This window comes from Acinetobacter parvus DSM 16617 = CIP 108168 (assembly GCF_000368025.1).
Classification (GTDB): Bacteria; Pseudomonadota; Gammaproteobacteria; order Pseudomonadales; family Moraxellaceae; genus Acinetobacter; species Acinetobacter parvus.
Genome location: NZ_KB849212.1, coordinates 698,290 through 724,368 on the forward strand (window position 1 = coordinate 698,290; position 26,079 = coordinate 724,368).

At 41.7% G+C, this 26,079-nt stretch carries 19 protein-coding genes and 4 pseudogenes; 8 read left to right on the forward strand and 15 right to left on the reverse strand.

All coding sequences use genetic code 11. The annotated features are described in order from the left end of the window. Window positions 1-176: 176 nt before the first annotated feature. On the forward strand, window positions 177-830 hold the full coding sequence (locus tag F988_RS09875) for a hypothetical protein (RefSeq protein ID WP_004682774.1): 654 nt from the start codon (window positions 177-179) through the stop codon (window positions 828-830). A 58-nt stretch (window positions 831-888) separates the two neighbouring features. On the opposite strand, the gene F988_RS09880 is transcribed toward F988_RS09875, so the two are convergent. The 4 genes and pseudogenes from F988_RS09880 to F988_RS15615 all read right to left on the reverse strand — a co-directional run. Continuing rightward, window positions 889-1,671, reverse strand: coding sequence for a crotonase/enoyl-CoA hydratase family protein (locus F988_RS09880; protein WP_004682775.1), 783 nt, complete (start codon window positions 1,669-1,671; stop codon window positions 889-891). A gap of 12 nt (window positions 1,672-1,683) precedes the next feature. Further along, window positions 1,684-2,898, reverse strand: a complete 1,215-nt coding sequence (locus tag F988_RS09885) for a Wadjet anti-phage system protein JetD domain-containing protein (protein ID WP_004682776.1) — start codon at window positions 2,896-2,898, stop codon at window positions 1,684-1,686. Further along, window positions 2,891-6,268 (reverse strand): ATP-binding protein, encoded by a 3,378-nt coding sequence (locus tag F988_RS09890; RefSeq protein ID WP_004682777.1) that lies wholly within the window; start codon window positions 6,266-6,268, stop codon window positions 2,891-2,893. The genes F988_RS09885 and F988_RS09890 overlap by 8 nt, the downstream gene beginning before the upstream one ends. Then, window positions 6,268-6,453 (reverse strand): annotated as a pseudogene (locus F988_RS15615) (DUF4194 domain-containing protein); the annotation flags it as partial. The pseudogene F988_RS15615 and the gene F988_RS09890, both read right to left, overlap by 1 nt. A gap of 48 nt (window positions 6,454-6,501) precedes the next feature. Here F988_RS15615 and F988_RS14715 point away from each other — a divergent pair. Continuing rightward, window positions 6,502-7,253: pseudogene (locus F988_RS14715) on the forward strand (IS5 family transposase). A 14-nt stretch (window positions 7,254-7,267) separates the two neighbouring features. Here the strand turns inward: F988_RS14715 and F988_RS09905 are convergent. Together F988_RS09905 and F988_RS09910 are read right to left on the reverse strand one after the other, a co-directional pair. Then, a pseudogene (locus F988_RS09905) lies at window positions 7,268-7,876 on the reverse strand (DUF4194 domain-containing protein); the annotation flags it as partial. 12 nt (window positions 7,877-7,888) lie between these two features. Next, entirely contained in the window at window positions 7,889-9,355 is a 1,467-nt protein-coding gene (locus F988_RS09910) for a DUF3375 domain-containing protein (RefSeq protein WP_004682779.1), read from the reverse strand. Window positions 9,356-9,566: 211 nt separating this feature from the next. Between F988_RS09910 and F988_RS09915 the strand changes: the two genes are divergently transcribed. From F988_RS09915 to F988_RS09925, 3 genes are all read left to right on the forward strand, one after another. Beyond that, complete coding sequence (locus F988_RS09915; protein ID WP_004682780.1) at window positions 9,567-10,817, forward strand: exonuclease SbcCD subunit D C-terminal domain-containing protein; 1,251 nt, start codon at window positions 9,567-9,569, stop codon at window positions 10,815-10,817. A 9-nt stretch (window positions 10,818-10,826) separates the two neighbouring features. Further along, entirely contained in the window at window positions 10,827-14,423 is a 3,597-nt protein-coding gene (locus F988_RS09920; RefSeq protein ID WP_004682781.1) for an AAA family ATPase, read from the forward strand. Between the two features lie 128 nt (window positions 14,424-14,551). Further along, window positions 14,552-14,761: a hypothetical protein gene (locus tag F988_RS09925; protein WP_004682782.1), complete on the forward strand. Its 210-nt coding sequence runs from the start codon at window positions 14,552-14,554 to the stop codon at window positions 14,759-14,761. Here F988_RS09925 and F988_RS09930 read toward each other — a convergent pair. Further along, complete coding sequence (locus tag F988_RS09930) at window positions 14,758-15,444, reverse strand: YggS family pyridoxal phosphate-dependent enzyme (protein WP_004682783.1); 687 nt, start codon at window positions 15,442-15,444, stop codon at window positions 14,758-14,760. The genes F988_RS09925 and F988_RS09930 overlap by 4 nt on opposite strands. Before the next feature lie 126 nt (window positions 15,445-15,570). Between F988_RS09930 and F988_RS09935 the strand changes: the two genes are divergently transcribed. Together F988_RS09935 and F988_RS09940 are read left to right on the forward strand one after the other, a co-directional pair. Further along, the gene (locus F988_RS09935; protein WP_004682784.1) at window positions 15,571-16,608 is read left to right on the forward strand and encodes a type IV pilus twitching motility protein PilT; all 1,038 of its coding nucleotides are present in this window, start codon (window positions 15,571-15,573) and stop codon (window positions 16,606-16,608) included. Between the two features lie 24 nt (window positions 16,609-16,632). Further along, window positions 16,633-17,751, forward strand: a complete 1,119-nt coding sequence (locus tag F988_RS09940) for a PilT/PilU family type 4a pilus ATPase (RefSeq protein ID WP_004682785.1) — start codon at window positions 16,633-16,635, stop codon at window positions 17,749-17,751. A gap of 103 nt (window positions 17,752-17,854) precedes the next feature. On the opposite strand, the gene fur is transcribed toward F988_RS09940, so the two are convergent. Then, window positions 17,855-18,292, reverse strand: a complete 438-nt coding sequence (fur, locus tag F988_RS09945) for a ferric iron uptake transcriptional regulator (protein ID WP_004682786.1) — start codon at window positions 18,290-18,292, stop codon at window positions 17,855-17,857. Window positions 18,293-18,687: 395 nt separating this feature from the next. On the opposite strand from fur, the gene F988_RS09950 reads away from it, so the two are divergent. After that, window positions 18,688-19,086: an outer membrane protein assembly factor BamE gene (locus tag F988_RS09950; RefSeq protein WP_004676608.1), complete on the forward strand. Its 399-nt coding sequence runs from the start codon at window positions 18,688-18,690 to the stop codon at window positions 19,084-19,086. A gap of 325 nt (window positions 19,087-19,411) precedes the next feature. Here the strand turns inward: F988_RS09950 and F988_RS09955 are convergent, their stop codons facing one another. The 7 genes and pseudogenes from F988_RS09955 to F988_RS09985 all read right to left on the reverse strand — a co-directional run bounded on the left by F988_RS09955 (window position 19,412) and on the right by F988_RS09985 (window position 25,895). Beyond that, a complete protein-coding gene (locus F988_RS09955) occupies window positions 19,412-19,732 on the reverse strand; it encodes an RnfH family protein (RefSeq protein WP_004682787.1) in 321 nt (106 codons plus the stop codon). Then, the gene (locus tag F988_RS09960) at window positions 19,732-20,814 is read right to left on the reverse strand and encodes an SLC5/6 family protein (RefSeq protein ID WP_004682788.1); all 1,083 of its coding nucleotides are present in this window, start codon (window positions 20,812-20,814) and stop codon (window positions 19,732-19,734) included. The genes F988_RS09955 and F988_RS09960 overlap by 1 nt, the downstream gene beginning before the upstream one ends. Window positions 20,815-21,007: 193 nt before the next feature. Beyond that, a pseudogene (locus F988_RS09965) lies at window positions 21,008-21,298 on the reverse strand (bacteriohemerythrin); the annotation flags it as partial. A 417-nt stretch (window positions 21,299-21,715) separates the two neighbouring features. After that, window positions 21,716-22,564 (reverse strand): class II glutamine amidotransferase, encoded by an 849-nt coding sequence (locus tag F988_RS09970; protein WP_004682790.1) that lies wholly within the window; start codon window positions 22,562-22,564, stop codon window positions 21,716-21,718. Window positions 22,565-22,662: 98 nt separating this feature from the next. Then, a complete protein-coding gene (locus F988_RS09975) occupies window positions 22,663-23,439 on the reverse strand; it encodes a GNAT family N-acetyltransferase (protein ID WP_004682791.1) in 777 nt (258 codons plus the stop codon). A gap of 123 nt (window positions 23,440-23,562) precedes the next feature. Further along, the gene (gene argB / locus F988_RS09980; protein WP_004682793.1) at window positions 23,563-24,462 is read right to left on the reverse strand and encodes an acetylglutamate kinase; all 900 of its coding nucleotides are present in this window, start codon (window positions 24,460-24,462) and stop codon (window positions 23,563-23,565) included. Between the two features lie 14 nt (window positions 24,463-24,476). Continuing rightward, entirely contained in the window at window positions 24,477-25,895 is a 1,419-nt protein-coding gene (locus F988_RS09985) for a phosphomannomutase/phosphoglucomutase (RefSeq protein ID WP_004682794.1), read from the reverse strand. Window positions 25,896-26,079: the final 184 nt, after the last annotated feature.

The following is a 26,079-nucleotide window of genomic DNA, read 5'->3' on the forward strand; positions in this document are numbered from 1 at the left end:
GCAGATTAAGATTTTGACCGACGATTCCTCATCACTCGAATCGTCGGTTTTATTTTTTTAGATAGCCTTAAAATATTTAAGATCATCATTTCATTAATATTTAAGAAATGAATATGAATGTAAAATGTCAGTGTTATACTAAAATTTCATAAAATTAAAATAGTTAAGTTTTAAAAATGAAATGTCCAAACTGTCAAACAGAAGTGGCAAACGACAATATCAATATTCAAAATGATATGGGAAAATGCCAGGCATGCAATCACCTGTTTCGTGTTTCAGAACATTTCGACATGCCTGCATTTGCATTTGACCTGAACCAGCCTCCTAAAGGGGCCTGGTATAAAAACAATATGCAGGAAATTAGGCTTGGGGCAACGCTAAGAAGTCCAATCGCGTTCTTTCTTGTGCCATTTATGCTGATTTGGTCAGGTGGGTCATTGGGTGGTATTTATGGTACTCAAATCGCAAAGCAGCAGTTCAGCCTTTTACAAAGCCTATTTGGGATTCCATTTCTGCTTGGCACATTATTTTTTGGATTCATGACCCTCATGATGACATTCGGCAAAGTGGAACTAAGCATTGACCGTCAAGGAGGACGTGTTTTTACAGGCATTGGAAAAATAGGAAAATCCAAATCTTTCCAATGGCATGAAGTGACCAGAATCCGTGAGAATTATGTCGCCAACTCATCCAACAAACAGCAAGGGCAAATCTTTATTGATGCGGCTCAACCCATCCGTTTCGGTCTAGGGCTTTCTCAGGAACGACATTTCTACCTGTTCCATGCCCTCAAAAAAATCCAGTCACAATATAAACCTGAACGAAGATAAACCGATTTAAAATTATTCACCGACACTCCCTCATGGCATGAATTGTCAATTCTGGTTTTTATTGCCCTTTAAACTGTGGCAAACGTCTCTCCAGCATGGCACGTACTCCCTCTTGTGCATCTTCTGATACAAACAGTGGTTTGAGATAACTGTCCATGTTCTGGAATGCAAAAGTCTGCCCCTGTGTCACCGCATCGGTTGCCGAAGCCAATAAGGCCTGTACAGCAAGCGGTGCAGCAATACAAATTTCTTTGGCAATTTCGATGGCACGTTGCAATTGTTTACCATTTTCAACAATCTCAGACACAAGATTCAGTTGATCAGCCGTTTTGCTATTAAAGGTCTTACCTGTTAACAAATACGGCATGGCCTTTTGCCAACCTGCCGCTTGTACAAAACGTACGGTTGCGCCTCCAAAAGGCATAATTCCGCGTAGCACTTCAAGCTGACCAAATACCGTATTTTCACTGGCAATCACCACATCAGCATTCAGCATCAACTCCACCCCAGCGGTATAACAAATCCCTTGTACTGCGACAACGACAGGCTTTGTTCTGTGCCGCCCACCAACACCCCAGGGATTAATTTGGCTTTCCCCAAAATTAAAAATGCCCTGTGGAATTTTGGGTTGTAATTCCACCAAGTCCAGACCTGCCGTGAAATGATCACCATGTGCAAAAATCACGGCGCAACGTAATTCAGGATTGTTCTCATATTCGGTTAAAGCCAGAGATAAATCCTCAATCATATGACTATCAAAGGCATTTCGTTTTGCGACCCGATCCAAACCAATCAACATCATGCGATCAATAATTTCGCGGCTTACTTTTCCTGAACTCATTTTTGTATTTCCTCATTTTTTTAATAACTTCGATTCTACTGTCAAATATAAATTTATCCAGTCATTGCTGATTCGTTCCTGTTCCAGTCGCTTATTTTTATAGCAATTCTTTCTTAAAGCATGAAACAAACTCAACTCTTCTGCTGTTAAATATTGCGGTTCGCTAAAGACAGAATCAGGTTCATCGACCATTTTATCCTGAAATTGCAGTACTGTGGCTTCATCCATCATTAAAGGAATAACATCCGGAATTTTTTGGCGTACCATGCTCAGGATATTTAAACCCTCTGAATCCAGATCACCCCAGTAATAAACTTTTTTATGTTGTAGCCAAGCCGCATCCAGCCATTTGATATTTTTACCGCCGCCACAGACCACGATACTGTTTTCCAACATAGGTAAGGCTAAACCTGACTGAATATTTTCAACCACAATAATATGTTGGGCAGGCAATTCAAATTCTGTCAATACATCAGTCGAAAGCTGAAAGACTGGAAATCCACCCAATGATTGTTGCACTTTGGCACATAAGGGTTTGATCATTAGCCAGCCTTTAGGATGATCCAGACAATTAAGCCAACTGAGTAATCCCCCTGTTGCTTGTATTTCGCCTTGATGCAAGACATCACAAATAGCTTCCACAAAAATCAGATTTTTTTCTAAAAATTTGGTATCGACATGCTGTAAAGGCAATGCTCTTAAATAATGCCCTGCGCCCATATTTGCTTTAAGCTGGGCAATCAAGTGGATCAGTAATTGCCAATCATGTTCAGGGTATTGTTCAATCTGTTCTAAATATTCAATTAATGTAGAAAATAGTGCATATTCTATATGTGGCTCTACAAATAGCTGTTGCAACAGAAAGGAAATTTTGTCTGAAATTTTTTTAAATCGCTGTTGCTGTCCTAACAACTCCACCATGACATCCAATGTAGGAATGACCAGTTTGACAGGGACATGCTGTGTTGCCAACTGTTTAAATTGACGTTGTTGCCATTCCACCAGATCAGGATAGCCAAAATTTTTCCATGTCTTAAAAAATGTATGGAAATGATCCATATCTGCAAATGCCTGCTGACCTGTCGGGGCTTTGAGTGAAAGTACAATCGGGAATGGACGTTGATGGCGCAAACGTTGTTTTAAATGCCGTGGATGATCCCATTCTTTCTTGCGTAACTGAGCGATGGCATCATCAGGCAAAATTCCCCATGCTACTGTTTTAGCCATGAAGCTCAATTCCAAGTTGCTGCGCCTCGATGGCTATGGTCTGTTTGCGTTGCTGCATCCGTTCATCAATCTCTTGCCATGTGACTTCACATAAATGGCTTTCATGTTGGTCAATATCACGTTCAGCAATCAGTAATGATCGGGCAGATTCACGTGCCAGATTCAGGTTTTTATAGGGTGTAATCAGATTGACATGTATTTTGAGTGCCTTAAATACTTTTAGCACACGGCGACTGACTGCTTCAGCGGTATTGGAAAAAGCTTCATCTAAAAATACAGTGCTATAAATCGGGTAATCATAACCATCAGGTGTCAATACATAAGCTAAACTTGCTGCGACAATCGTACCTGCAAAGGATTCTTTTTCACCGCCTGATTTTCCACTAGAGGATTCCAACACATCCCTTATTTCACTTGTTTGCGCATCCACTTCTTCGGCATGGAATGACATTTGATAACGAGGATCAAGCAAACGTAAACTTTCCTGATTATTGGCAGTTGCCGAGCTACTGGCTCTGTCCAAAATCGCCATTAACTCCGCCAAGTGTTTAAAACGACGTTCATATTCTTCACTATTCACGCCAGATAAAACCTGTTTTAAACGTTGTTCGAAATCGTGTACATGTGGATATTTTTCTTTCTTATAGCCCAGTCTTAAATAGCTGCCGAGCTTAAATTCCGTGCGTTGTAATACCTGATTAATCATGTCAATTCGGTCAATGATTTCTTCCCGATTTGCATTCAATTTATCCTGAATCACACTTAAAGACTGAGCGGTGTGTTTATGCAAACGTTGCTGGAATTGCTCAACCAGATTCGGCAAACCCTCCTGCTGTAATTCCTGCAAATAGGCAACATAATCCTCTAAAGCAGCCAGCCCTGTCGCCCATTCTCGTTGTAAGGGAATATGTGCCCATTTATCTTTACCACGAAATGCTCCAATAATTCCTATTGCCGTATTACTTGCCTTTGCTTTCTGATCATTCGCTTGTCCAACCAGTTCATCTAGCTCTTTTTCGAATTTGCCTTGCAACGCATCATCTAGTTGTTTGACTTCGCCTATCCGTTGTTTCAATAATTGTCGGGCATCATCACTGATTCCCTGCTCAGCTGCTTGTTGTGCTTTTTGCTGTTTTAACTGGGTATCACGATGTTGCTGTTCTAACTGACCTCGGATTTTTTGTGACTCACCTTTTTGTAAGCGAATCTGTTTGAGCTCATTTTTTGCATCTTCCCAACGCTGGCGAGCCTGTTCAGCATCAGAATCTGCCTGCTGTAAACGCTGCAAGTCCTGTTGGGTTTGTTGCTGACGTTGTTGCCAATACGGTAAATTAATAGTATCCCATTGATAACGCTGCAATCTTTCCCACATGCCTTTTTGCTGATTCACATTATTAAGTAACTGCCGAGCCTGTTCAATCTGTTGGTATAGCTGTTTAAGCTGTTGTTCTAACTGACTATATTCATGTTTAAGCAAGCTCAGACGAGAGGTATTGGAAAAGCCCAGACACCATGCTTTACGATCATCAACACGTTGTTGGTCTTTTTTCTCAAAGCGTCCTCGTTCTAAATGAATTAAGCCCTGTTGAGTCATGGAAAATGGCATATGATCCAGTATTTGGGTATTACTCACGCAATTTAAATCAAAACGCTGTAAATGCTGTTTTAACCAGTCACGATAGGCGTGTTCTCGCCAAAGCAACTTCCCAAGAAAACCATTGTCCTTAAAATGGACATGCTCCACTTGTTCTAGATTAACCACCTGTAAACGCACATGGGTTTTATTATTACGCGCATTGACCCATTTGGTCACCATCGAATAACGATGCTGTGGCACAAGTAATGTGGTTTTGAGTCCACCTAATGCTCGCTCAATCGCGCCTTGCCATGCTTTTTCGTGCTCTTTAACATCAATTAATTCCCCAATAAACATCAGTTCATGTTCATCAAAAGATAAATGCTGTTTTAATTCATCACGTAAACGCAATAAATGCACATCATGAATATTACTATCGGGTCTGGCTTCAATTTCCTGAATATCTTCCTGAATATCTTTGAGCTGTTGTTGGGTTTGTGCGTATTTTCCACTGATTTCAGCAAATTCATCCTGACGTTGCTTGGTATCCTGTTCAGTATTGACCAATTTTTCAGTCGCAATACCCTGATTTTCCAGCAAAGCATGCTCGGTTAAATCATCCGCAAGTTGTAACTGTCGGGCATCGTCCTGATAACGAGATGCTTCTATAACCAGACTTTTGAGTTTATCTGTAATAAAACCCAGTTCTTTGTGCAGATTTTCAATCTGATGACCACCCAACTGTAAATATTCCTCATGACGACGTTCCTGCCGTGTCTCTGCATCCTGTTCCAGTTGTTCAATCTGCTGAAATTGTTGTTTGAGTTGTAGCAATTCCTGTTCAAGCTGCTGTAACTTTTCAGTCCATAATGCGGCAAATAATTCACCAAAATAAGCAGCAATCGATTGTTTTTCCAAATGAAGCTGCGCTAAACGCTGCGTCAATTCGGCAATTTGTTCAGCACATTGTGGCAAACGCTCTAAATGCTCCACCTGTTCACGCGTATCCACCAGATGCTTATAATTGGCTTCTAAATCAGCAAATTCATTCACCGCCGTTTGTGCAGTTTCTCGTAAATTACTCGGCTCTAACACCAATTCCCGAATCAGCTTGGTTAAATCATCAATTTTCTTTAAACCCAATGCTCGGGAAAGTAATGCAGGTGCATTCTGATTGTCCATAAATAAATATTTACGGTACATATCCTGATAGCTTTTAAAATCACTTTCAAAATAATGAATACGCTGATCTGTCTTGGGATTAAAATGCTGTTTCAGTTGGCGTGTATTACCATCGGCAAAAATCTCTAATACTTCAGTCAGTAACACATTGCGACTGGCTATCATATATAAACGATTGACATCACTGAGTGAATTTTTGCCTTGTCCAAGCCAAAACAAGCCAATCAGGGTAATCTGAGAACCATCCTCTGCAATATACAAGGCTCGTAGTGCCGTGGTTACAGCTTTTTCTCGTTTACTTTTGACTTTGGTAGTGGAACCATCATGTTCAGAGCCGTAACTGCCACGCATATAGGTCACTAAAGAACGATCTGAACGGTCACCCTGTGCGGCTGCTACGTTAAAACTGGCTTTGCTGGCAGGTTGTAACAATGCCATCAGTCCATCAATAAAGGTAGATTTACCAGCACCATTGTCACCTGTAATCAACGTCCCTTCAGGATCAATTCGGGCTGTATGTAAATTATGGAATGAGCCCCAGTTAAACACGGAAATCTCAGCCAGACGAATTTGTCCCTGAGCAAATAAAGTATCCAAAGTCATTTCTTGCATTATACCTTTCCTTTATTCTGCTCGCATTGATGCATAGCTGCTTTATCTGCCAGTTGCTCATATTCGGTCAATAAACTTTGTAGAAATTCAGCATTGACCACATAACGGATAATCGGTGTAATTTCATAACGCCCATCCTCACCTCGTATTACACTGAGAATTTTCTTTTCACTGAATTTATCTAGGGCTTGTTGAGAATTAACAAAGGCTACTGATTAATTTATAATAGTACTATGGATAGATACATACTTACTGATGCCCAATGGGCAAAAATGGAACCTTTTTGCCTAGGTAAAGTGACCGATCGAGGTCGTAGTGGAAAAGATAATCGATTATTTTTAGAAGCAGTCCTATGGATTGCCCGTACGGGCAGTCCATGGCGTGATCTACCTGCTCATTTTGGTAAATGGAATACCGTCTTTAAAAGATACCGTGACTGGGTTAAAGCTGGTGTATTTGAAACTATTTTTGCATCTGTAAATGAAGATGTTGATTTGGAATACGCCATGATTGATGGAACGATTGTTAAAGTTCATCGACATGGGCAAGGTGCAAAAGGGGGACTTTCAAACAGTCTATAGGTAAATCTCGAGGTGGAATGACCTGTAAAATTCTTGCCTTAGTGGATAGTCTAGGTAACCTCATTAAGTTTCGATTAATGCCTGGTCAATATCACGATTTAGTAGAAACCAAACCTTTAATCGAAGATGTTGATTTTCAAGCATTACTAGCGGATAAAGCATTTGATGCAGATTGGCTCATCCAAGAACTCAATGAACGTAAAGTGAAAGTGGTGATCCCACCCAAATCTAATCGAAAAGTAATGAGAGCATTTGATACGACTATGTATAAATGGCGTCATCTCATTGAAAACTATTTCTGTAAGTTAAAAGAATTTAAACGTATAGCGATGCGTAGTTGTAAAACAGATACGAGTTTTGAAGCCATGATTCAATTGTGTGCGAGTGTAATTAACTCTCGGTAATTCTCAACAGACCCTAGTGTGCCACTTAGTTTTTTACGGTCTTTACTGTCATGATTGGTAATCGGAATAAAAGGGGTCAAACTTGCCTGAATTCGTTCCAGATCAATAATAATTTTTTGCTCACCTGCGGTTTCCCGCTCCTGATAATATTTCCGTAAAATGAGTAATACCAAAGTGTCATATAAGGTTAAGGTACGCTTTCGAATCAGCGTAGGGAAATCATCCGATAATGCTGTATCGTCATTTTCATCATTGATGTTTTCAGTATTAATAATATACGCCACGCCCTGTTTGGCATCTAAAACCAGTTGAATATATACTTCGGCAAGATGCTGGCGAATCACTGTTTCATAACGACATAACACATCAAACAGTTTTAGATTTTCAGCTGCCAGAATCGTTCCCTGTCGCATCAAATAGACCAAAACCCGTCTGGCTTCATGCGGCATACTAGATAGTTCATCACTTAGCTGTAAATCGTTCTCCACCTCTTGATCTGCTTCAACTTCTATCAGTTCATCTTCGACTTCGACTTCGGCGATGCGCTGCGGTTGAATATCATGATTTTCGTCTGATGTTGGGCGACGCACCCTATCAAAAAAACTGCTCTCTTGTGGTTGCATGTCTCTACACTCTTATAATGCCAATTCATCTAAATTTTCAGGGAATAATTCTGCACTTAAATAATAGGTCGGGATACGGGCTTGTAGATTCACGCCATGTTGATCCTGAAATTGAATCTGCTCATTTTGTTCTGTTAATTGCGGCGCTTTAATGGCTTTGGCAATTCGTAAGTATGCCACCAATTCCTCCAGACCTGCCTGTAATGGATGTTCTTGGGTTAAATGTGCAATACTCATAACCCCTTTTTTCAGCAATGTATGGCGTGCTTTCTCAGCAACCTCTCGTACCTGTACACTGTCCAGATAGTGCAGCATTTGATTACTCGGTTCTTTACGATTTTGTTGTTGCTGTACGCCACGTGTATCCATGTGTTCATTCGGACTTTTCAAAGCAAAATTTTCAGGTGAGCTGATCTGAACCGAACCGACTGCCAAATACACCTGCATTTCGGTTTTTAAATCACACTGCTGTTCCAGTGTTAAATTCACTGCCTGTTTTTCCAGTTGCGATAGCAAACGCTCGATCATACGATTTTCCAGTGCAGCTCCACTTTCAATATATGCCCGCAATCCCTCTTCAGTACGGCGACGCACCTGAAATACCCGACCACTTTCCCGCGCCAGTTCACGCATGAGCTGTCCTAGATATTTCTTTTGTGCTTCACTAAGTTGCTGTGCTACAGGGTGATTGAGAATACTGCGTAGTTGTTCCCGAAACTCAGTGGAACGATCCTGATCCTGTAATAATTGACAGAAACCATCAAAAGCACTGCCAGCATCGCTTTTGGCAAGTAATTGCTCTTTTTGCATCAATGCCAGTAACACTTCACCTCGTGAAGCGTTGCCCTCAATCATATCAATTCTTAACTCTTTATCTAACTGACGAATTTCATCTTCAACTCGCCTAAAATCACCTGTTAAAATAGAAGCCAGTTGATAAATTTCCCGAATCCGTTCCCGTTGTTCCGCTTCATTGAGCTGCGTCACCACCCCTGCATGCAAGTCATCAATTTCTTGTTGAATCTGGGCTTTCTTTTGTTCTAATAAGTTGACACGATCATCAATACTGTCGCTAATGGCAACCACGAAATCCCGTACTGCATCCTGTACAATTCTCAAATGTGAGGCAGTAGTACTGCTATGACGCTCGTCTAGATTGCGACAAAAACGCAATACTGTTTCACTGGCATCAGTCTTGCTGAGCATGTCATCCATTTCACGCAACCAGCCTGCCTTAATCCAGCTATTTAAATAATAGGCTGCATTATTTTCGGTTTGCCACAATCCCTGTTCGCGACTATATTTAATAAATTCATCCAGTAAGCTTCGGGCACGACCATAGGGAACTTCGGTTTCTTCGACAAATAAATCGGCAATAAATGCTAAAATGTGTGGCGCATTTTCTGCTCTTAATAATTTCCAGACTGGACTTTCATGATATAAACGGCGGTAAGTTGCCTGTATCCCCTGAATATTCATATTTTCTCATACATCATGAATATAAAAACTTATCATATCAATAATTCAGTCAACTCTATAGTTAACTGAATAAACTCAACGACTCAAGATGTCGTAGTTATAAAAAATACATTTTTAAGCATCACTTTTATCTTTAACCATTCTTTTGCAAATTGTCATGTACAATTTTATGCTACCTTATTCCCATACAAAAATAGGGATTTTCTATTTCATGACCGTGCGTTTTTTTCATACGTCTGACTGGCATTTGGGGCAATTCTTTTATAATCATTCCCGCCATTATGAACATGAACAATTTCTGACATGGTTACTTGAACAAATCAAACAGAAACAACCGCATGCCTTGCTGATTGCAGGCGATATTTTTGATGTGATCAATCCAAGTTCTCAGGCACAAAAACAACTGTATCAATTCCTCGCCGATGCGCATGAACGCGCACCGCACATGCAAACACTGATGATCGCAGGCAATCACGATTCAGGCTATCGAATTGAACAGGTTGAGCCATTATTAGCGAAATATAATGCCAAAACGGTTGGGGTGATTCGCCCGAATAAAGAAAATAATTTAGATTTAGATCGTTTAATTTTGCCAATCTACGATGAACAAAAAGAGGTTGTCGCGTGGTGTATTGCCCTGCCTTTCTTACGCTCTGCAGAGATAACAGGCTTTAATGAACATACCACTAATAGTCAAAATGCCATTGCCTACTTACATCAACAACTCATTGCCGAAGCCAAATGCCGCAAAACAGATGATCAGGCCCTAATCCTGATGTCACATGCCCATATGCAAGGGGGGGAAACTTCAGATTCAGAACGGCCAATTATTATTGGCAATGAAGAGGCACTTTCGACCAGCCTGTTTGATGACAGCATTGATTATGTGGCGCTGGGACATCTACATAAACCGCAGAAAGTTGGGCAAGATCATATTCGGTATAGCGGTTCCCCAATTCCCTTGTCCTTTAGTGAAATCAACTATAAGCACCAAGTGGTTGAAGTCACGATTGACTCGACCAAACCAGAAAATAAGCTGGATTTTGAAGCATTGGCCATCCCACGAAGTATTCAACTGCATAAAATTAAAGATGAACTCACAGCGGTTATGCAGCAGCTTAAAAACCTACCCAGTGGCCCTATCGAAAATATTGACCATCGAGAATATGTCGATATCGAATATCATACGGCGATTCCTCCACAGCCGAATTTGCGCCAACAATTTGAAGATGCCTTGCCAAAGGATCGCTACCGTCTGGTGCGTATTTCCAGACAATATTTATCGAATGAAAATAATGCTGAAAACAAGCAGAGCATTAGCCTAGAGCCACCCACACCAGAAAAATTATTCCAGCAGATCTGGGAGAAAAAGGGCTATCACGCCGATGATGAAGTCACCAAAGATTTCTTAAGTCTAGTCAATGAAGCACAAAAAAAACTTGAAGATGATCAAAGTTCTTAAGGACATGCCATGAAAATTTTATCGATTCGACTAAAAAATCTGGCATCTCTTGCAGGTGAGCACTTTATTGATTTTGAATGTGATCCTTTGGCTAATGCAGGCTTGATCGCGATTGTCGGCAAAACTGGTGCAGGCAAATCCACCATTTTAGATGCCATGTGTCTGGCCCTGTTTAATAAAATTCCTCGCCTTAAAGAAAGTGACGGCAAGCTTCTGGACGTAGATGGTTCTGAACTGCTGACCAACTCTCCCCTGACCGTTTTACGTCGCGGTACAGGACACGGCTTTGCTGAACTGTGTTTTGTGGCACAAGACCAAAAACATTATCAGGCGCGTTGGGAAATTAAGCGTGCCCGTGAAAATGCCAGTGGGAAATTGCAAAGTGTGCAGCGCTCGCTCAAATGTCTGACCGATGGCGTGGTGATTGCAGATAAAAGTAAAGCCGTCGAAAGCCATATCCAGCAAATTACCCAACTCAGTTTTGAACAATTCACTCGTGCCGTTTTACTGGCACAATCGGAAGTGACCGCATTTTTAAAGGCGCGTGATACTGAACGAGGCGAATTGCTGGAATACCTGACCAACTCAAGTATCTTTGCCAAAATTGGTCAACTGGCGTTTGAAAAAACCCGTGAAATGACCAACCAGCGCAAACAACTGGAAAATGTTTTAGGTCATATTGAAATCCGTTCCGAGGAAGAAATTGCAGCCATACAAGTGCAATTCCAACAGACACAACAACAGGTCCAGCAGCTTGAAACCGAGCGGACTCAACTCAAGCAACAACAGCAATGGTTTGAACAACAACAAAAGCTAGAAAGTGAAATCACCATCAAACAGCGGCAGCATGAAACGCAACTCAATGCCCATACTGCCCTCGCAACAGATCGCCAGTTGCTTGAACAATTGGACATCTTTTCTGACATTCGCCCTGTTGTGTTTCAACAACAGCAAATCCAAAAAACACTGCAACAACTTGAGCCGCAGCTTCAACAAAAACAGCAACATTTTAGTCGCTTAACCACAGAATTTGAGCAGGAAAAAGTCTGCTATATGCAAGCGGAAACGGCGCTGCAACAATTTCAAAATTTTGAGCTGCAACATCAAGATGAGTTGAGTCAGCTACGTAAATACGTTCAGGAACGTGACTATATTGCCGAAGATTATAAAAAAACCAAAAGCAGACTGACGCACATCGAAACCCAGCAACAACCTTTGCTACAACAGCAGCAACAGCTTGAGCAGAACATCCAGAATATAGGCACACAACAGACCTGCTGCCTTGAGCAATTACAGCAAAGTGCCCACTTCTCAACTTTGGATAAGGGTCTGCATGCCCATGTACAACAATTAGAGCAGTTTATTCAGCATTATCAAAAAGTTGAAAATACGCTGGGGAATATTCAACAAGCTCAAAGCAAACTTGAGCAAGATAAAAGCCAACTTGATCAATTAATCTCGCAGTTTGGTACAACGCAGCAGATTGATCACACCCTTGAGCAGAAACAGACACAGAAAGAGCAAGTGTTGATTCAGCTAAATCAACTGGATGTGATTCAACAAAAACTACAACATCATTTTCAATTAAAAAATGAAGTCTCAGAGCTGCAACACAAATTAAACACCATACAAGTCCAGTATCAACAGCTCGAGCAAAATACTCAAAAAGCAGAAAGTGAATTTCAGGCAGCAAAAACCGAGCGGGAAAAATTACAGCAGGTCTTGCAACAGCAACGCTTACTCCATGCCGAGAATATTGAACATTTACGTGCTGAACTGAAACAAGGTGAAGCTTGTCTGGTCTGTGGCAGTACTGAACACCCCTATCGTGAGGATGAAAGTCCTGTTTCGAAAGCCTTATATGCATTACAGCAACAGCAGGAACAACAGGCATTACGGCAAGAGCAACAATGCTTCCAGCTTTGGCAGACTACACAGCAACAATTCACCCAGCTTCAATCTGAGCAAAAACAGCGCCAAACCACCTTGCAACAAACTCAGGAAAAATTAAATACTCAACAGCAAGAGTTACAGCAATATTTGACTCAAACGCATATTCAACTCGATTTTAATTTAGCGCAACACGAGCTTGAGACAGAATTACATCACTTAAGCGCTCAATCTACACAAGCGAAACAACAAATTGATCAGGAATTACAACAGCTCAGCCATGCCAGCAAACAGCAGCTTCATTTAAACCAGTCTATCCAGAACACGGCCTATCAACTGGAAACAGTACAGCAGTTACAACAACAGATTCAGCATATTGTGGATTGCCTGGATTCACATGAGAAAACACTTTGGCTGGAACAACCATTAGTACAATCAAAACAGATTGTGCAGCGTTTAAAGCAACGCCTACAACAGCTTGATCATGCGGACGGACTAGGTAAACAGCAACAGCACAGCACACAACAACTCAATTTATTAATATCAAATCTCAATGCTTTGAGCACGCAACATACTGAGCTAAATCAGCAGTTGCAGGACATTGCGAAAAAGGGTCAACAAAATAGTGAGGATGCCAATCAACTCATTCTGGCCATGGCAGGTTCAACAGAACTCAAAGCCAATGAATGGTTGCATCAACATGATCAACAACGCCAGCAACTGCAGCATCAATATCAGCAGCTAAAACAGAATTTCGAACAGGCACGACAAAGCTTTGAGCAACACAAAAATGAACTAGAGCAACTCAAAGCACAGCACCAGCACAACCAACAAACATTCACGCAATGCACAACAGAAATCGGTGCATGGTTGACGCAGCACAGAGATTTTGAAGAGCAGCAACTCAGTCAATTGCTAGTCATTTCTTCAACGCAGGAACAGCAAATCCGCTTAACGCTACAAGATGCGGATCGTGTCTTGAGCGAAGCCGCCTATGCGCTTAAAACCGCGCAACAGCTATTCAATGAACACCAGCAACAGCAACCTGAGATCCAACATGAACAACTGACCGAACTGATTCAGCTAAATCAGGACAAACTGCAACAGCAGCTTGAACAACGAGATCAATATAAAGTTCAGCTTGAATTGCATCAGCAAAACCTTGCCAAGCAAAAACAGTTTGCAGATCAAATTCAACAGATACAACAGCAGGAATACCGCTGGAATAAAATTTCCAGTTTGATTGGCGATTCTAAGGGCAAAGATTTCCGTGATTTGGCCCAACAATATAATCTGGATATTTTGCTGGAATATGCCAATCAGCAATTGGCGATGTTATCGCAACGTTACACATTAAAGCGCCTGGATAACTCGCTTAGTCTGGCGATTATCGATCATGATATGGATGGCGAAACCCGTTCAGTGGCTTCGCTTTCTGGTGGGGAATCTTTCCTCACTGCCCTTGCAATTTCACTGGCAATTGCCAATATGGCCTCAGGTTCCATGAAAATTGAGTCACTGTTTATTGATGAAGGTTTTGGGACGCTGGATGCATCTTCGTTGCATATGGTGATGAATGCGCTGGATCAATTACAAAGCCAAGGGCGTAAAGTCATTTTAATTTCACATATTCAGGAAATGCATGAACGGATTCCTGTGCAGATTCAGGTGCAGCCGATGGGTTCTGGTTCAAGTCGGATTGAAGTAGTGGGTTAATATGCAGTAGCCCAACGCTTTATTTAAAAACCGGCAAATCCAACTTGGCATTTTTTTTTGCTTAGCTTAACCTGTTACGATTCGTTCATTACCTTAGAATTTCACCATGTCAAATCGTGTTTGGCTATATGCCTTTTTACAAGGCGCTACCTGATTTCCATGCCATTTTTGAAGTTTATCTGGGTCAAGAATGGATACTGTTTGATGCAACGAATATGGGAGCGATTGATGAGTTTGTAAGGGTTGGTACAGGTTTGGATGCTAAAGATGTGCCCTTTGCCTCTTTATTTGGAACAGCCGAACTGATCAAAATCAAACCCCAAATTACCAAGCTCTAATGATGATAGTCCCGTGCACCAAACAGCGCTGTCCCGACTCTGACCATGGTTGAACCTGCCGCAATAGCAGCGTCCAGATCACCTGACATTCCCATACTCAAGGTATCCCAATCTTGAGGCCGTGCATGTAGTGATTTTACTTGCTCAAACAAGGTTTTTGCATCGGCAAATGCGACACTATTTTCTGGCGCTGGAATCACCATTAGCCCACGTAAACGTATGTTTGGAAGTTGGCTAATCTGTTTAACGAGTTCAGCAACCTCATCAGGCTGGCAGCCATCCTTGCTGTCTTGCCCATCAATATTCACCTGAATACAGATATTTAAAGGCTTTCGACTGTCCATACGCTGACTGGATAATCGCTCAGCAATAATCAGGCGATCTACGCCATGCACCCAATCAAACTTTTCCGCCAAATGTTTAGTTTTATTGCGCTGTACATGACCAATAAAATGCCATTCAATCTCTAAATCCTGTAGTTCATCAATTTTTGTCAACGCTTCCTGCAAATAGTTTTCCCCAAAGCTACGCTGTCCAGCCTGATACATTTCCCGCAGACTTTGGCTGGGATGGGTCTTTGAAACAGCCAGCAATTGCACGGATGCAGGATCACGCTGGACACGCTCACACGCCAGTTGAATCTGATCTAATACGGATTGACGGGATTGTTGCGATTGATTCATTGACACAGTTCTCACTTGTAAAATCTTTTTTTACATTGATAGGACTCAGGGTGTTGGTAAGCCTGAATGAAAGCCGTATATTATTCTACAAAATAATGAGACATTTTGGTTTGTTTCGGGGAAATTATGGATATTACAGAACTACTCGCCTTTTCAGTCAAAAACGGTGCTTCGGATTTACACCTTTCATCAGGTATGCCTCCTATGATTCGTGTGGATGGTGAAGTTCGCCGAATCAACTTGCCAGCACTTGAGCATAAAGATGTACACCGTCTGGTGTATGACATCATGAACGATAAACAACGTCGTGACTATGAAGAAAAGCTGGAAACAGACTTTTCATTTGAAGTGCCCAACATTGCCCGTTTCCGTGTGAACGCGTTTAACCAGAACCGCGGTGCGGGTGCGGTGTTCCGTACCATTCCATCAAAGGTTTTAAGTATGGAAGATCTGGGGCTGGGTTCAATCTTCAAGGAAATCTGTGATTATCCACGCGGGATTGTACTGGTGACAGGACCGACAGGTTCTGGTAAGTCAACCACACTTGCGGCGATGATCGACTATATCAACGAAAACCGCTATGACCACATTTTAACGGTCGAAGACCCAATCGAATTTGTACACCAGTCTAAAAAATGCCTGATCAACCAGCGTGAAGTGCACCGTGATACACATGGCTTCAATGAAGCACTGCGTTCAGCACTGCGTGAAGACCCTGACATTATCCTGGTTGGTGAAATGCGTGACCTGGAAACCATTCGTCTGGCATTGACTGCTGCGGAAACGGGTCACTTGGTGTTTGGTACACTACATACCACCTCTGCGGCAAAAACCATTGACCGTGTGATTGACGTATTCCCTGCTGAAGAAAAAGACATGGTACGTGCCATGCTTTCAGAATCACTGCAAGCGGTGATTTCCCAAACCCTCTTGAAAAAGAATGGTGGTGGTCGTGTTGCAGCACACGAGATCATGATTGGTATTCCAGCAATTCGTAACCTTGTCCGTGAGAACAAGGTTGCCCAAATGTACTCTGCGATTCAAACAGGTGCAAACTACGGTATGACCACACTGGATCAGAGTCTGAAAACACTTGTATCCAAGGGAATCATCAATACTCAAACTGCTCGTAGCGCAGCCAAACAGCCAGAATCATTCCTATAAAAATAAATGAATTAGAGAAATAATATGGATTTTAATGATTTACTTAATCTGATGATTCAACAAAATGCATCGGACTTGTTTGTCACCGCAGATGTTGAACCGTCAATGAAAATTAACGGACAAATTGTGCCTGTTGCCAAAACCAAGCTATCGGGTGAAATTGTCGGTCAACTGATCCATTCAGTGATGACGGACAAGCAGCGCAAAGAATTCGCTGAAACAAGAGAGTGTAATTTTGCAATCGTCAATCGTGAGAAAACAGCTCGTTTCCGTGTAAGCGCCTTTCAACAGCGTGATATGCCTGGAATGGTTTTACGTCGTATTGAAACTGTTATTCCAACCATGGATGAACTCAAGCTCCCTAGTGTGCTGAAAGAACTCGCCATGACCAAACGTGGTATTATTATCTTTGTAGGCGCAACAGGTACAGGTAAATCAACCTCATTAGCTTCGATGATTGGTTACCGTAACCAAAATTCAAAGGGTCATATTATTACCATTGAGGACCCAATTGAATTTGTACATCAACATGCGGGTTGTATTGTCACTCAACGTGAAGTGGGTATTGATACTGACTCATTTGAGATTGCATTGAAGAATACCTTACGTCAGGCACCTGATGTGATCCTGATTGGTGAGATCCGTTCCCGTGAAACCATGGACTATGCCATTGCCTTTGCGGAAACAGGCCACTTGGTATTAGCCACCCTACATGCCAACAACGCCAACCAGGCGCTGGACCGTATCATTCACTTCTTTGAAGCAGATCGCCATAGCCAGCTTTATATGGACTTGTCGCTTAATATGAGAGCAATGGTCGCACAACAGCTGATTCCAACCCCTGACGGTAATTCACGCCGTGCTGCCATTGAAATTTTGATCAATACACCATTATTGGCAGATTACATCCGCAAAGGTGAAGTACATGAAATTAAAGATCTGATGAAGCGTTCACGTGAATTAGGGATGCAGACCTTTGACCAAGCCTTATTTGACCTTTATAAGGCAGGTGAAATCACCTACAAAGATGCACTTAAACATGCAGACTCGCCAAACGATTTACGTCTCACCATCAAACTTTCAGAAGAAGGTGCAGATCAACTACTCAGTGCCAGCAAAAATATTACCTTTGATGGTCAATAAGCGATTTTTTTTAATCCATTAAAAAAGAGAAAGTTGTGAGCAACTTTCTCTTTTTTATTGGTTTAATTTTGGTCAATTAAACAAACTTTACGAGCTTGAATACTTATTTCTTACGAAAAGCTTCCTGACATTCAGCATCACTACAATAACCATACAAATTCAGCGAATGGCCAGTTAAGGCAAAACCATGCTGATCTGCAACTGAATGTTGCTCCTTTTCAATCACATCATTTGTAAATTCAACAACTTTGTTGCAATTCAGGCATACGAGGTGGTCGTGGTGATCTTCCTGCATAATTTCAAAAACAGAGTGGTTGTTTTCAAAATGATGACGCTGAATGATTCCAGCAGCCTCAAATTGTGTTAACACACGGTAAACTGTTGCCAAGCCAACATCTTCACCTTGCTCTAGCAGTGTTTTATAAATATCTTCCGCACTTAAATGGTGTTGCTTTGAATTTTCTAATAATTCCAAAATCTTAATACGAGGAAGGGTGACTTTAAGTCCAGCTTTACGTAAGTCTTGGTTGGAAATAGGCATGAAAAAAGGTCTCTCAACAAATCTTAAGTTGGAATAGGCAAGTAGGGTCTGCTGACATTTCACCTTGCGAGCTTTCAGCTCTCATTGCGACAGAGGGCATTTTTTAGACGATACAAGGCATAACTTACGAAATTTAGCAATTCTAAATAAGTAAGATATAACGCAGTAGCGGCAAAAAATGCCCCTGTCCCACAGGGTTATGGTTAAAACTTCCCCAAACTTCGTTATGAAACTTGACAAGGGAGTCGCCATTGCCTGCGTTTCATGCCTCGTTTATGTCGTTCTAACCGATAACGCAAGGCATGGCTGAAATGGCAGCAGACCCTAGTATTTAAATGCAGTATGATCTATCCTTGAATCAAATGCATCATCATTTATCAGGATAGTGTAGCAAAATGCAAAAAATCATGCTGGCGTTGTTCGTCACTTCAGTACTTAGCGGTTGTTCAGTCTTTGGTGTTTATAAAGTTGATATTCCACAGGGAACACCCTTAACCAAAGCACAGGCCTCTCAAGTACAGGTCGGCATGAGCTTTCAGCAAGTCCGTTTCTTGCTGGGTAGTCCAACTGTGACAGATCCTTTAAATCCACAGCGCTGGGACTACATCTACAACTATATACCAGGCACCTATGCAAAAAAAGCAAAAATACCAGCAGCCCATGGCCAACATTTAAAAGTTTACTTTGACGAAAATGGTAATGTACAACGTATTGAGGGCCTGGATACCATCCCTGAATCACAGCCTGGTTTACCAGCATCAAAAGAAGCCATCTTGACTGCGCCCCCACTATAACCACTTTCCCATAAATAAAGCCCCTCATCGAAGCATTCGTGAGGGGTTTTATTCTGAGGGGCTGCTAATATTTCACAGATGCTTGCGACAGAGGACATTTTTTAGACGATACAAGGCATGACTTATGAGATTTAGCTATTCTAAATGAATAAGGCATAACGCAGTAGCGGCAAAAAATGTCCCTGTCCCGCAGGGTTATGGCTAAAACTGCCCCAAACTTCGTTATGAAACTTGACAAGGGTATCGCCATTGCCTGCGTTTCATGCCTTGTTTGTATGGTTTTAGCCTATAACGCAAGGCATGGCTGAAATATCAGCAGCCCCTCTTATTGTGATGGCCTAAAGCGATTACCCTTTACAAATCGACCAACTGGATTCTTTGCAGCTCGCTTACGTCGAATATCTTTGGGATTAATGGTTAAAGCGCGATAGACCTCAACACGGTCCCCAGCCTGCAATATTGTTTCAGCCTCAATTCTTGAACCAAAAACGCCCAACTGCAAAGGTTCAGGTAAACTGACCTGATCAGCCAAGCCACTGTTCTGGATTGCCTGCAATGCAGTCATGCCCTCAATAAAGGCAACGGCGATATGAAATTGATGCTCAGGGCTGGCAAAGGCAACCCAGACTTGTTTGCCCTGTTCCATTATAGACTTTGTCCAATAACGGCCACCATCGCAACAATAATGGAAAGTGGCAACACCAGACGCACGGCAATACGCCACAGGTTATAAAACAGTTCATTGCTAAAATTCATGGCTTTACGCAGATGGCTAATCTTCATGATCCAGCCTGCAAAAATGGCATAGATCAGGCAAATTACCAGTCCCCATAACATCAGTAAAACATTAAAGATTTGCTCAACCTGAGGTATGATCCAAACTGCAATGGCAGCAACAATAATCACCCACTGCACAATGACTGCAAGTTGACGTTGTGCCAACTGTTCTTTCGCCAATTGAATCAATAACGCGGCTGACATGATTGCAGCAAACACCCAGGCTAGAGCTGGAAGCTGGGCCTGAATTGAAAAGAATCCAAAAGCAATCACGGCAAATAACTGGGCTATCCAGATCGGTAATGTGGCTGAAGTTGCATTTTCCTGCTTTTTAATTGTAGACAAGCTGCTCTGCCAATATAGACCCAAGCCTAAACCACTGGCCACCAGAGCCAAAACGGTGGCATTGCCCCATTCCCTAAACTCCACTCCTGTCCAGTGCCATGCCTGTAGCTGGGTTCCCATTACATTGGCAAGGATAAATGCGCTAATCACACCAATTGCTGTCAGTGCAATTAAAAATAAACGTGGAATAAAGGACAGGCCAACAGCGATGATTGCCAAAACCGCAAAAATAATTTGGCTAGACATATCTGCTGCAAGTTGCAGAGCGACCACATGCGTTGCTGTGGTTAAAACACTCCCTGTAAAAAAGGCAACAAAAATCACAGCTAACCAGCCAACCAGACGCCATCTAGGTGAGGCATCCGCATCACGTGTTAAGCTGGAAAGTGCCTGTAATGCTGTGGTCTGTGAACGCTTTGCTAAAGCAATTTCAAGATAGCCAATGGGTAATGCCAACACAAACATAGTACCCAACCACAACAGCCAGAAGTCAAATTGACGATCAATCTGGATACCAACGGTAGGGGCTAATGTTGTGATCATGACAAAAGATAAGCAAAATGCCATCACTGGAGCCAGCCAGCGTGACAGAGCGGTGTCCTGCATAATGCATTCCTTGAAAAAATCCTTGAACTCATTGCACTTCTTTATGGAGCTTACAATGAAATATTCAATCTATTTTGCCTTTCTCAAGCTTGAAAATCAAAACAAAAGATGCCGAAAGAAAAAAGCAAATCACCCATTCAGATGATTTGCCGCGCATCATTTATTATTTTACTCGTTCGATCCCTTATTTATCATGCCCCCACTCAAAACGCTCTCGATAGGACTCTATTTTCTTGATAAATAAGTCATGTACGCGCTTGTGTGGTATACGGTATTTATAGTTTGCCTCTTCCTGCAAGCTTTCCTCGAAGATAAAATGTGACTGGGTATAATCAATAATATTATCCAGAATCCCTTTCATCTTTACCCGATCACTGGCATATTTTAAATCAGCAATTTCATTAATATAATCCAGAATACGACGATGTTGATCATCAATGACGTCTATTCCAGTATCATATTCGACAGACCACTTCATCCCCACACCCCACCTGAAAACCAACGTTATTTAGTGAATAAAAACATCATATCGACAAATTTTTTAAATAAAAACACAGCGTTTTTGTCAGATTTTAAAAATTTTCACTTAAAAACAACTAACCTATTGTTTTCTATTTAATTTAATATTATTACCGATCAAAACACTCAAGTATTTTTTAACCAATGATAAAATTAACCGCATTATTTTATTGAAATAAAATAATTTTTATTATTTTAAATTATACTTTGGTATTAAAACCTATTATTCAGATTTTAAAGATAAGGCTCTATCACTTTAAATCAGGAATATATGTTTCACACCCATAACCTGCTTTAAAACCAGCAAGTGTTTTTAAATCTATAAAATGAATACCCTCTACAATATCTGAATGAGATAATAGCCACTCTGTTGTTCTCTTCTCTAATATTGGTCTGCCCTTGTTATGCGCTTTAATGCTGGATTTTCAGCTTCCCGCATAAGACGCTCGACCCGCGTTAAAGCATGTTTAGTCGGTTGACCATGTTCAAACAAGATCATTTCTCCAGGCTGATACGCTTTCCACGCTTCATTATGCGTTAAAGGTTCAGTGGTAATCACAGCCACACGATCTTCTGGGGTGGTCACCTCACTAAAGTCAACCTCGACATCCAGATCAATCAGGTGGGCATGCTGAAATGGGTATTCACGTACCAGCCAGTGCAGCTTGGTGGTTGCATAGCTAAACAGTGCCTTGCCATTGGACAGGCAGAAATTGAACGTGCCGAATTCAGCAATCTGTGGCGCAATACGCTCTAACAGGGAAAAGACTTTTTCGATACAAGGCTCGGTATAGCCAAATGTTTGAACCATTTGATCCAGCAAGTAACAGAATGCACGTTCACTATCGGTATTGCCCACAGGTTCAAAACGACCACTGAGTTGGGGATTAAAATCATGTAAATCGCCATTATGCGCAAAAATCCAATGCCGCCCCCATAACTCACGCAAAAATGGATGGGAATTTTCCAGCGTAATTTTGCCTTGTGTTGCTTTTCGGATATGTGCAATCACATTACGGGATTTAATCGGATAATTGCGAATTAAATCGGCAATTGGCGATTCAACCGCAGACTGATTATCGACAAATAGGCGGCAGGCTTTATCTTCAAAAAAAGCAATACCAAAACCATCACAGTGATCAGACGTGACACCAGCTCGTTGGGAAAAACCACGAAAAGAAAAGGTAATGTCTGTAGGGGTGGCGCAATTCATTCCTAATAGCTGGCACATATCTTCTAACTTGCTAACATCTATGCCTATTGTGCATGAGGTTCAGATGCCTTGTAAATCTGAATATGTGCGCACTATTGGATGAAGTGTGATAATTCCTACCGTTGCGCCATTTTATTCATCACAAATGAGGTGGCGATCTTGTTCACTTCCAGAAATACAAAATAATCCAAACATTTAAAATCCTCATCATAAAAGGCTTGTTTGGAGAGTCTGGACTGCATGCCCAAATAGGTTTGAAATAGCTTAGGCATCTTTTCATCCTGCGGAAAGCTGTAGTCAGGACGTTCTGGTTCAAAGGCACGCTTGGAACGGATGTCAATGCTTTGATGATCCGCCAACTGCTGAAGCTGGCGGTGAGTATAATAGGCACGCGCCAGATTATCCTCCAGATGAATACTGACACAACCCATGAGATATTTGGCACGCATCGACCAGAGCACTTTAGGGGCAAGATTCAGCCACAACATGGATAATGCCTTGCCAGATCGAAACTGTGGATGTACACAGGTACGTCCAATTTCCAAAACGTTTGGTAAATGGGACAAATGAGGGATGATTTCAAATTCCTGAGCGCTGTAGCTCTGCCCAATTTCATGCCCCCGAAACAACTTGAGGCGAGTATAGGCAACAATTTCACCTGTCCATTTTTCACGTAATACCGCATGTTCGCAGCCAAAATCATAAAGGTCCTGATCCAGGCCATCCTCAAAGGACAGTCCAAACTGGTGGCTAAACTGTGCTGCCCTAAAGCGTTGTACTTGTTGTAATTCTTTTAGATTATCCACCCAGTCAAAACGAAACTGGTTTTGTGATGGTTTCTGGCGTAAAGGTGAAGTCAGTGTATGACGATACTGATTTAATTTTTCTAGCATAATGAAAGCTCCTTATGACTAGAGTTACCTTAAATCGCTTCAATGACACTTCAATGAATAAAACATGAACAGATGATGACGAAAAAAGAGACCTGTATGAGGTCTCTTTTTATTTGCAAAATCCTAGTGTTTTGCTCGATTGGTAATTAAAGTACCCACCCCATGATCGGTAAAGATTTCCAATAAGGTGGCATGTGGTACACGACCATCAACGATGTGTGCGCTGACTACACCACCTTTCACCGCATCCAGTGCACAACCCACTTTAGGAATCATACCACCATAGATCACACCAGTCTCAATCAGGCGATCAACTTCCTGCGTGCTCAGTCCAGTCAACAGGTTTTTATTCTCATCCAATACCCCTGTGATATTGGTCAATAAAATCAATTTTTCAGCACCCAAGGCTTCAGCCACTTTCCCCGCAACCAAGTCTGCATTGATGTTATAGGTATTGCCCTCTTCATCCACACCCAAAGGCGCAATCACTGGAATAAAGTCACCTTGGGTAAACATTTCCAGTACATCTGTTTTAACACCTGTGACTTCACCCACCATCCCCAAATCAATTTGAGTGACTGAACCGTCGGCTTCCTGTTTTTCCATCAATAATTTACGGGCACGCAGCAAGTTACCATCTTTACCTGTTAAACCAATGGCACGGCCACCATGCTGGTTGATCAGGTTGACAATGGACTTATTGACGCTACCACCCAAAACCATTTCAACCACTTCCATAGTGGCAGCATCAGTCACACGCATCCCATCAATACGGTCAGATTCCTGCCCAAGACGCTTCAACAATGAATCGACCTGTGGACCACCACCATGTACTACAATTGGATTTAAACCCACTGTTTTCAACAACACGATGTCACGAGCAAATGAGCTTTCCAGCTCTGGATCAGTCATGGCATTACCACCGTATTTGACCACCAGCGTTTTTCCTGCAAAACGCTGAATATACGGCAAAGCTTCAATCAAAATTTTTGCTTTATCAATGCCGATATGCTCGTGTGGCATGCGCCCTCTCCTTATTAAGCCTGTGCAAGTTCTTGTGCAATTTGTGGATATTGATGTTGCAGCATAGAAACAAATTTTTGGCGAATCTCAGTTAACCGATCTGGATGATCTGCATCAAAGCGGACAGTGAAATATTCACCTGTGTTGGATGCTCGAATAATGCCAAAACCATCATCAAAATCAAGCCTTACCCCATCAATTTTACTTAAACGCGCGCCTAAATGATGGCTTAGCAGCTCAATGTCATCCAAAACCTGTTTAGAATTGACCTCATGCGTACTGATATAAGTATCTTCGGTACAATATCGTTCAGGATAAATACTCAGTAATTCAGACAGACTTTGAGCATTGGACTGAGTGAGGTATTCCATCACTCGTAATGCGGCATACAAGCCATCATCGTAGCCAAAGCCACGTCCATCATTAAATACATAGTGGCCTGCATATTCACCACCAAATACGGCTGTACCTTGTGATTTGGACATATAGGCACGCAGGAAACTGCTGCCCGTACGGATCATTTTGGCCTGACCATCAAGTTGCTCCACCGTATCAGCAACCATCCGAGAGCATTTCACATCAAATACGATTTCTTTATGCGGATGTTGTTGTAAGCATATTTGCGCAAATAAAGAGATGAGGCGGTCAGGACTAATAATATGTGCCTGTTCATCCAGCAATACGACCCGATCACCATCCCCATCAAGGGCAATACCCAAATCCGCTTTTTCAGCAATAATCGTGGCCTGTAATTGCTGCAAATGGGCAGCATGGGATGGATCGGGTGCATGGTCTGGGAAATGGCCATTCGCCTCACAACGCAATGCAATGACTTCACAGCCCAAATTCTGCAAGACCTGTTTGGCACAGTGTCCTGCTGAACCATGTAAGCCATCCAGAACAATTTTTAAGGGGCGCAGCAACTGAATATCATTCAGTAGTGATTGCTGATATTGCATACAATGTTGCGGATTAAACTGGTGAAAAACAGTCTCTACATGAAGATCACCATTCGTGGATAAAGAGACTTGGGCCAAATGCCCCACCTGTTGAATGGTTTCTGGACTTGGTGGTTCACCCTTTAGAATCCACTTGATGCCATTATCCGATTTGGGATTATGGCTGGCAGTCACCATAATGCCATTCCCAACAAAATCACGGGCAATGTAGTACATCATTGGCGATGAACAGCAACCGATATTAGTCACGTTCAAGCCTTGTTGTTCCAATACTTTTTGAATGATGTTGGCATAGCTTGGACTGGTTAAACGTGCGTCATAGCCAATCACAATTTGAGTCTGCTCAGCATATTTATATTGTTGGGCTAAAGCATATGCAATGGAACATATAATATCTGGGGTAAGATTTGAAAGTTTTCCGCGAATATCATAAGCACGAAAAATATTCAGAGGAAACGTTTGTTGTATATTCACAGCAAGCCCTCTATTCTCAACATTTAAGAATAATTAAAAAATATAGACTATTAAGTAAATGAGTAGTCCTTATTCAGAAAAATTAAAATAATTAATCAGCTGCTTTTTAATCTAATTTTAAGGAACAAGCAATATGAAAAATGCAACGTTTTTAAGCAAAACATTGCATTTAAAGTGATAATTA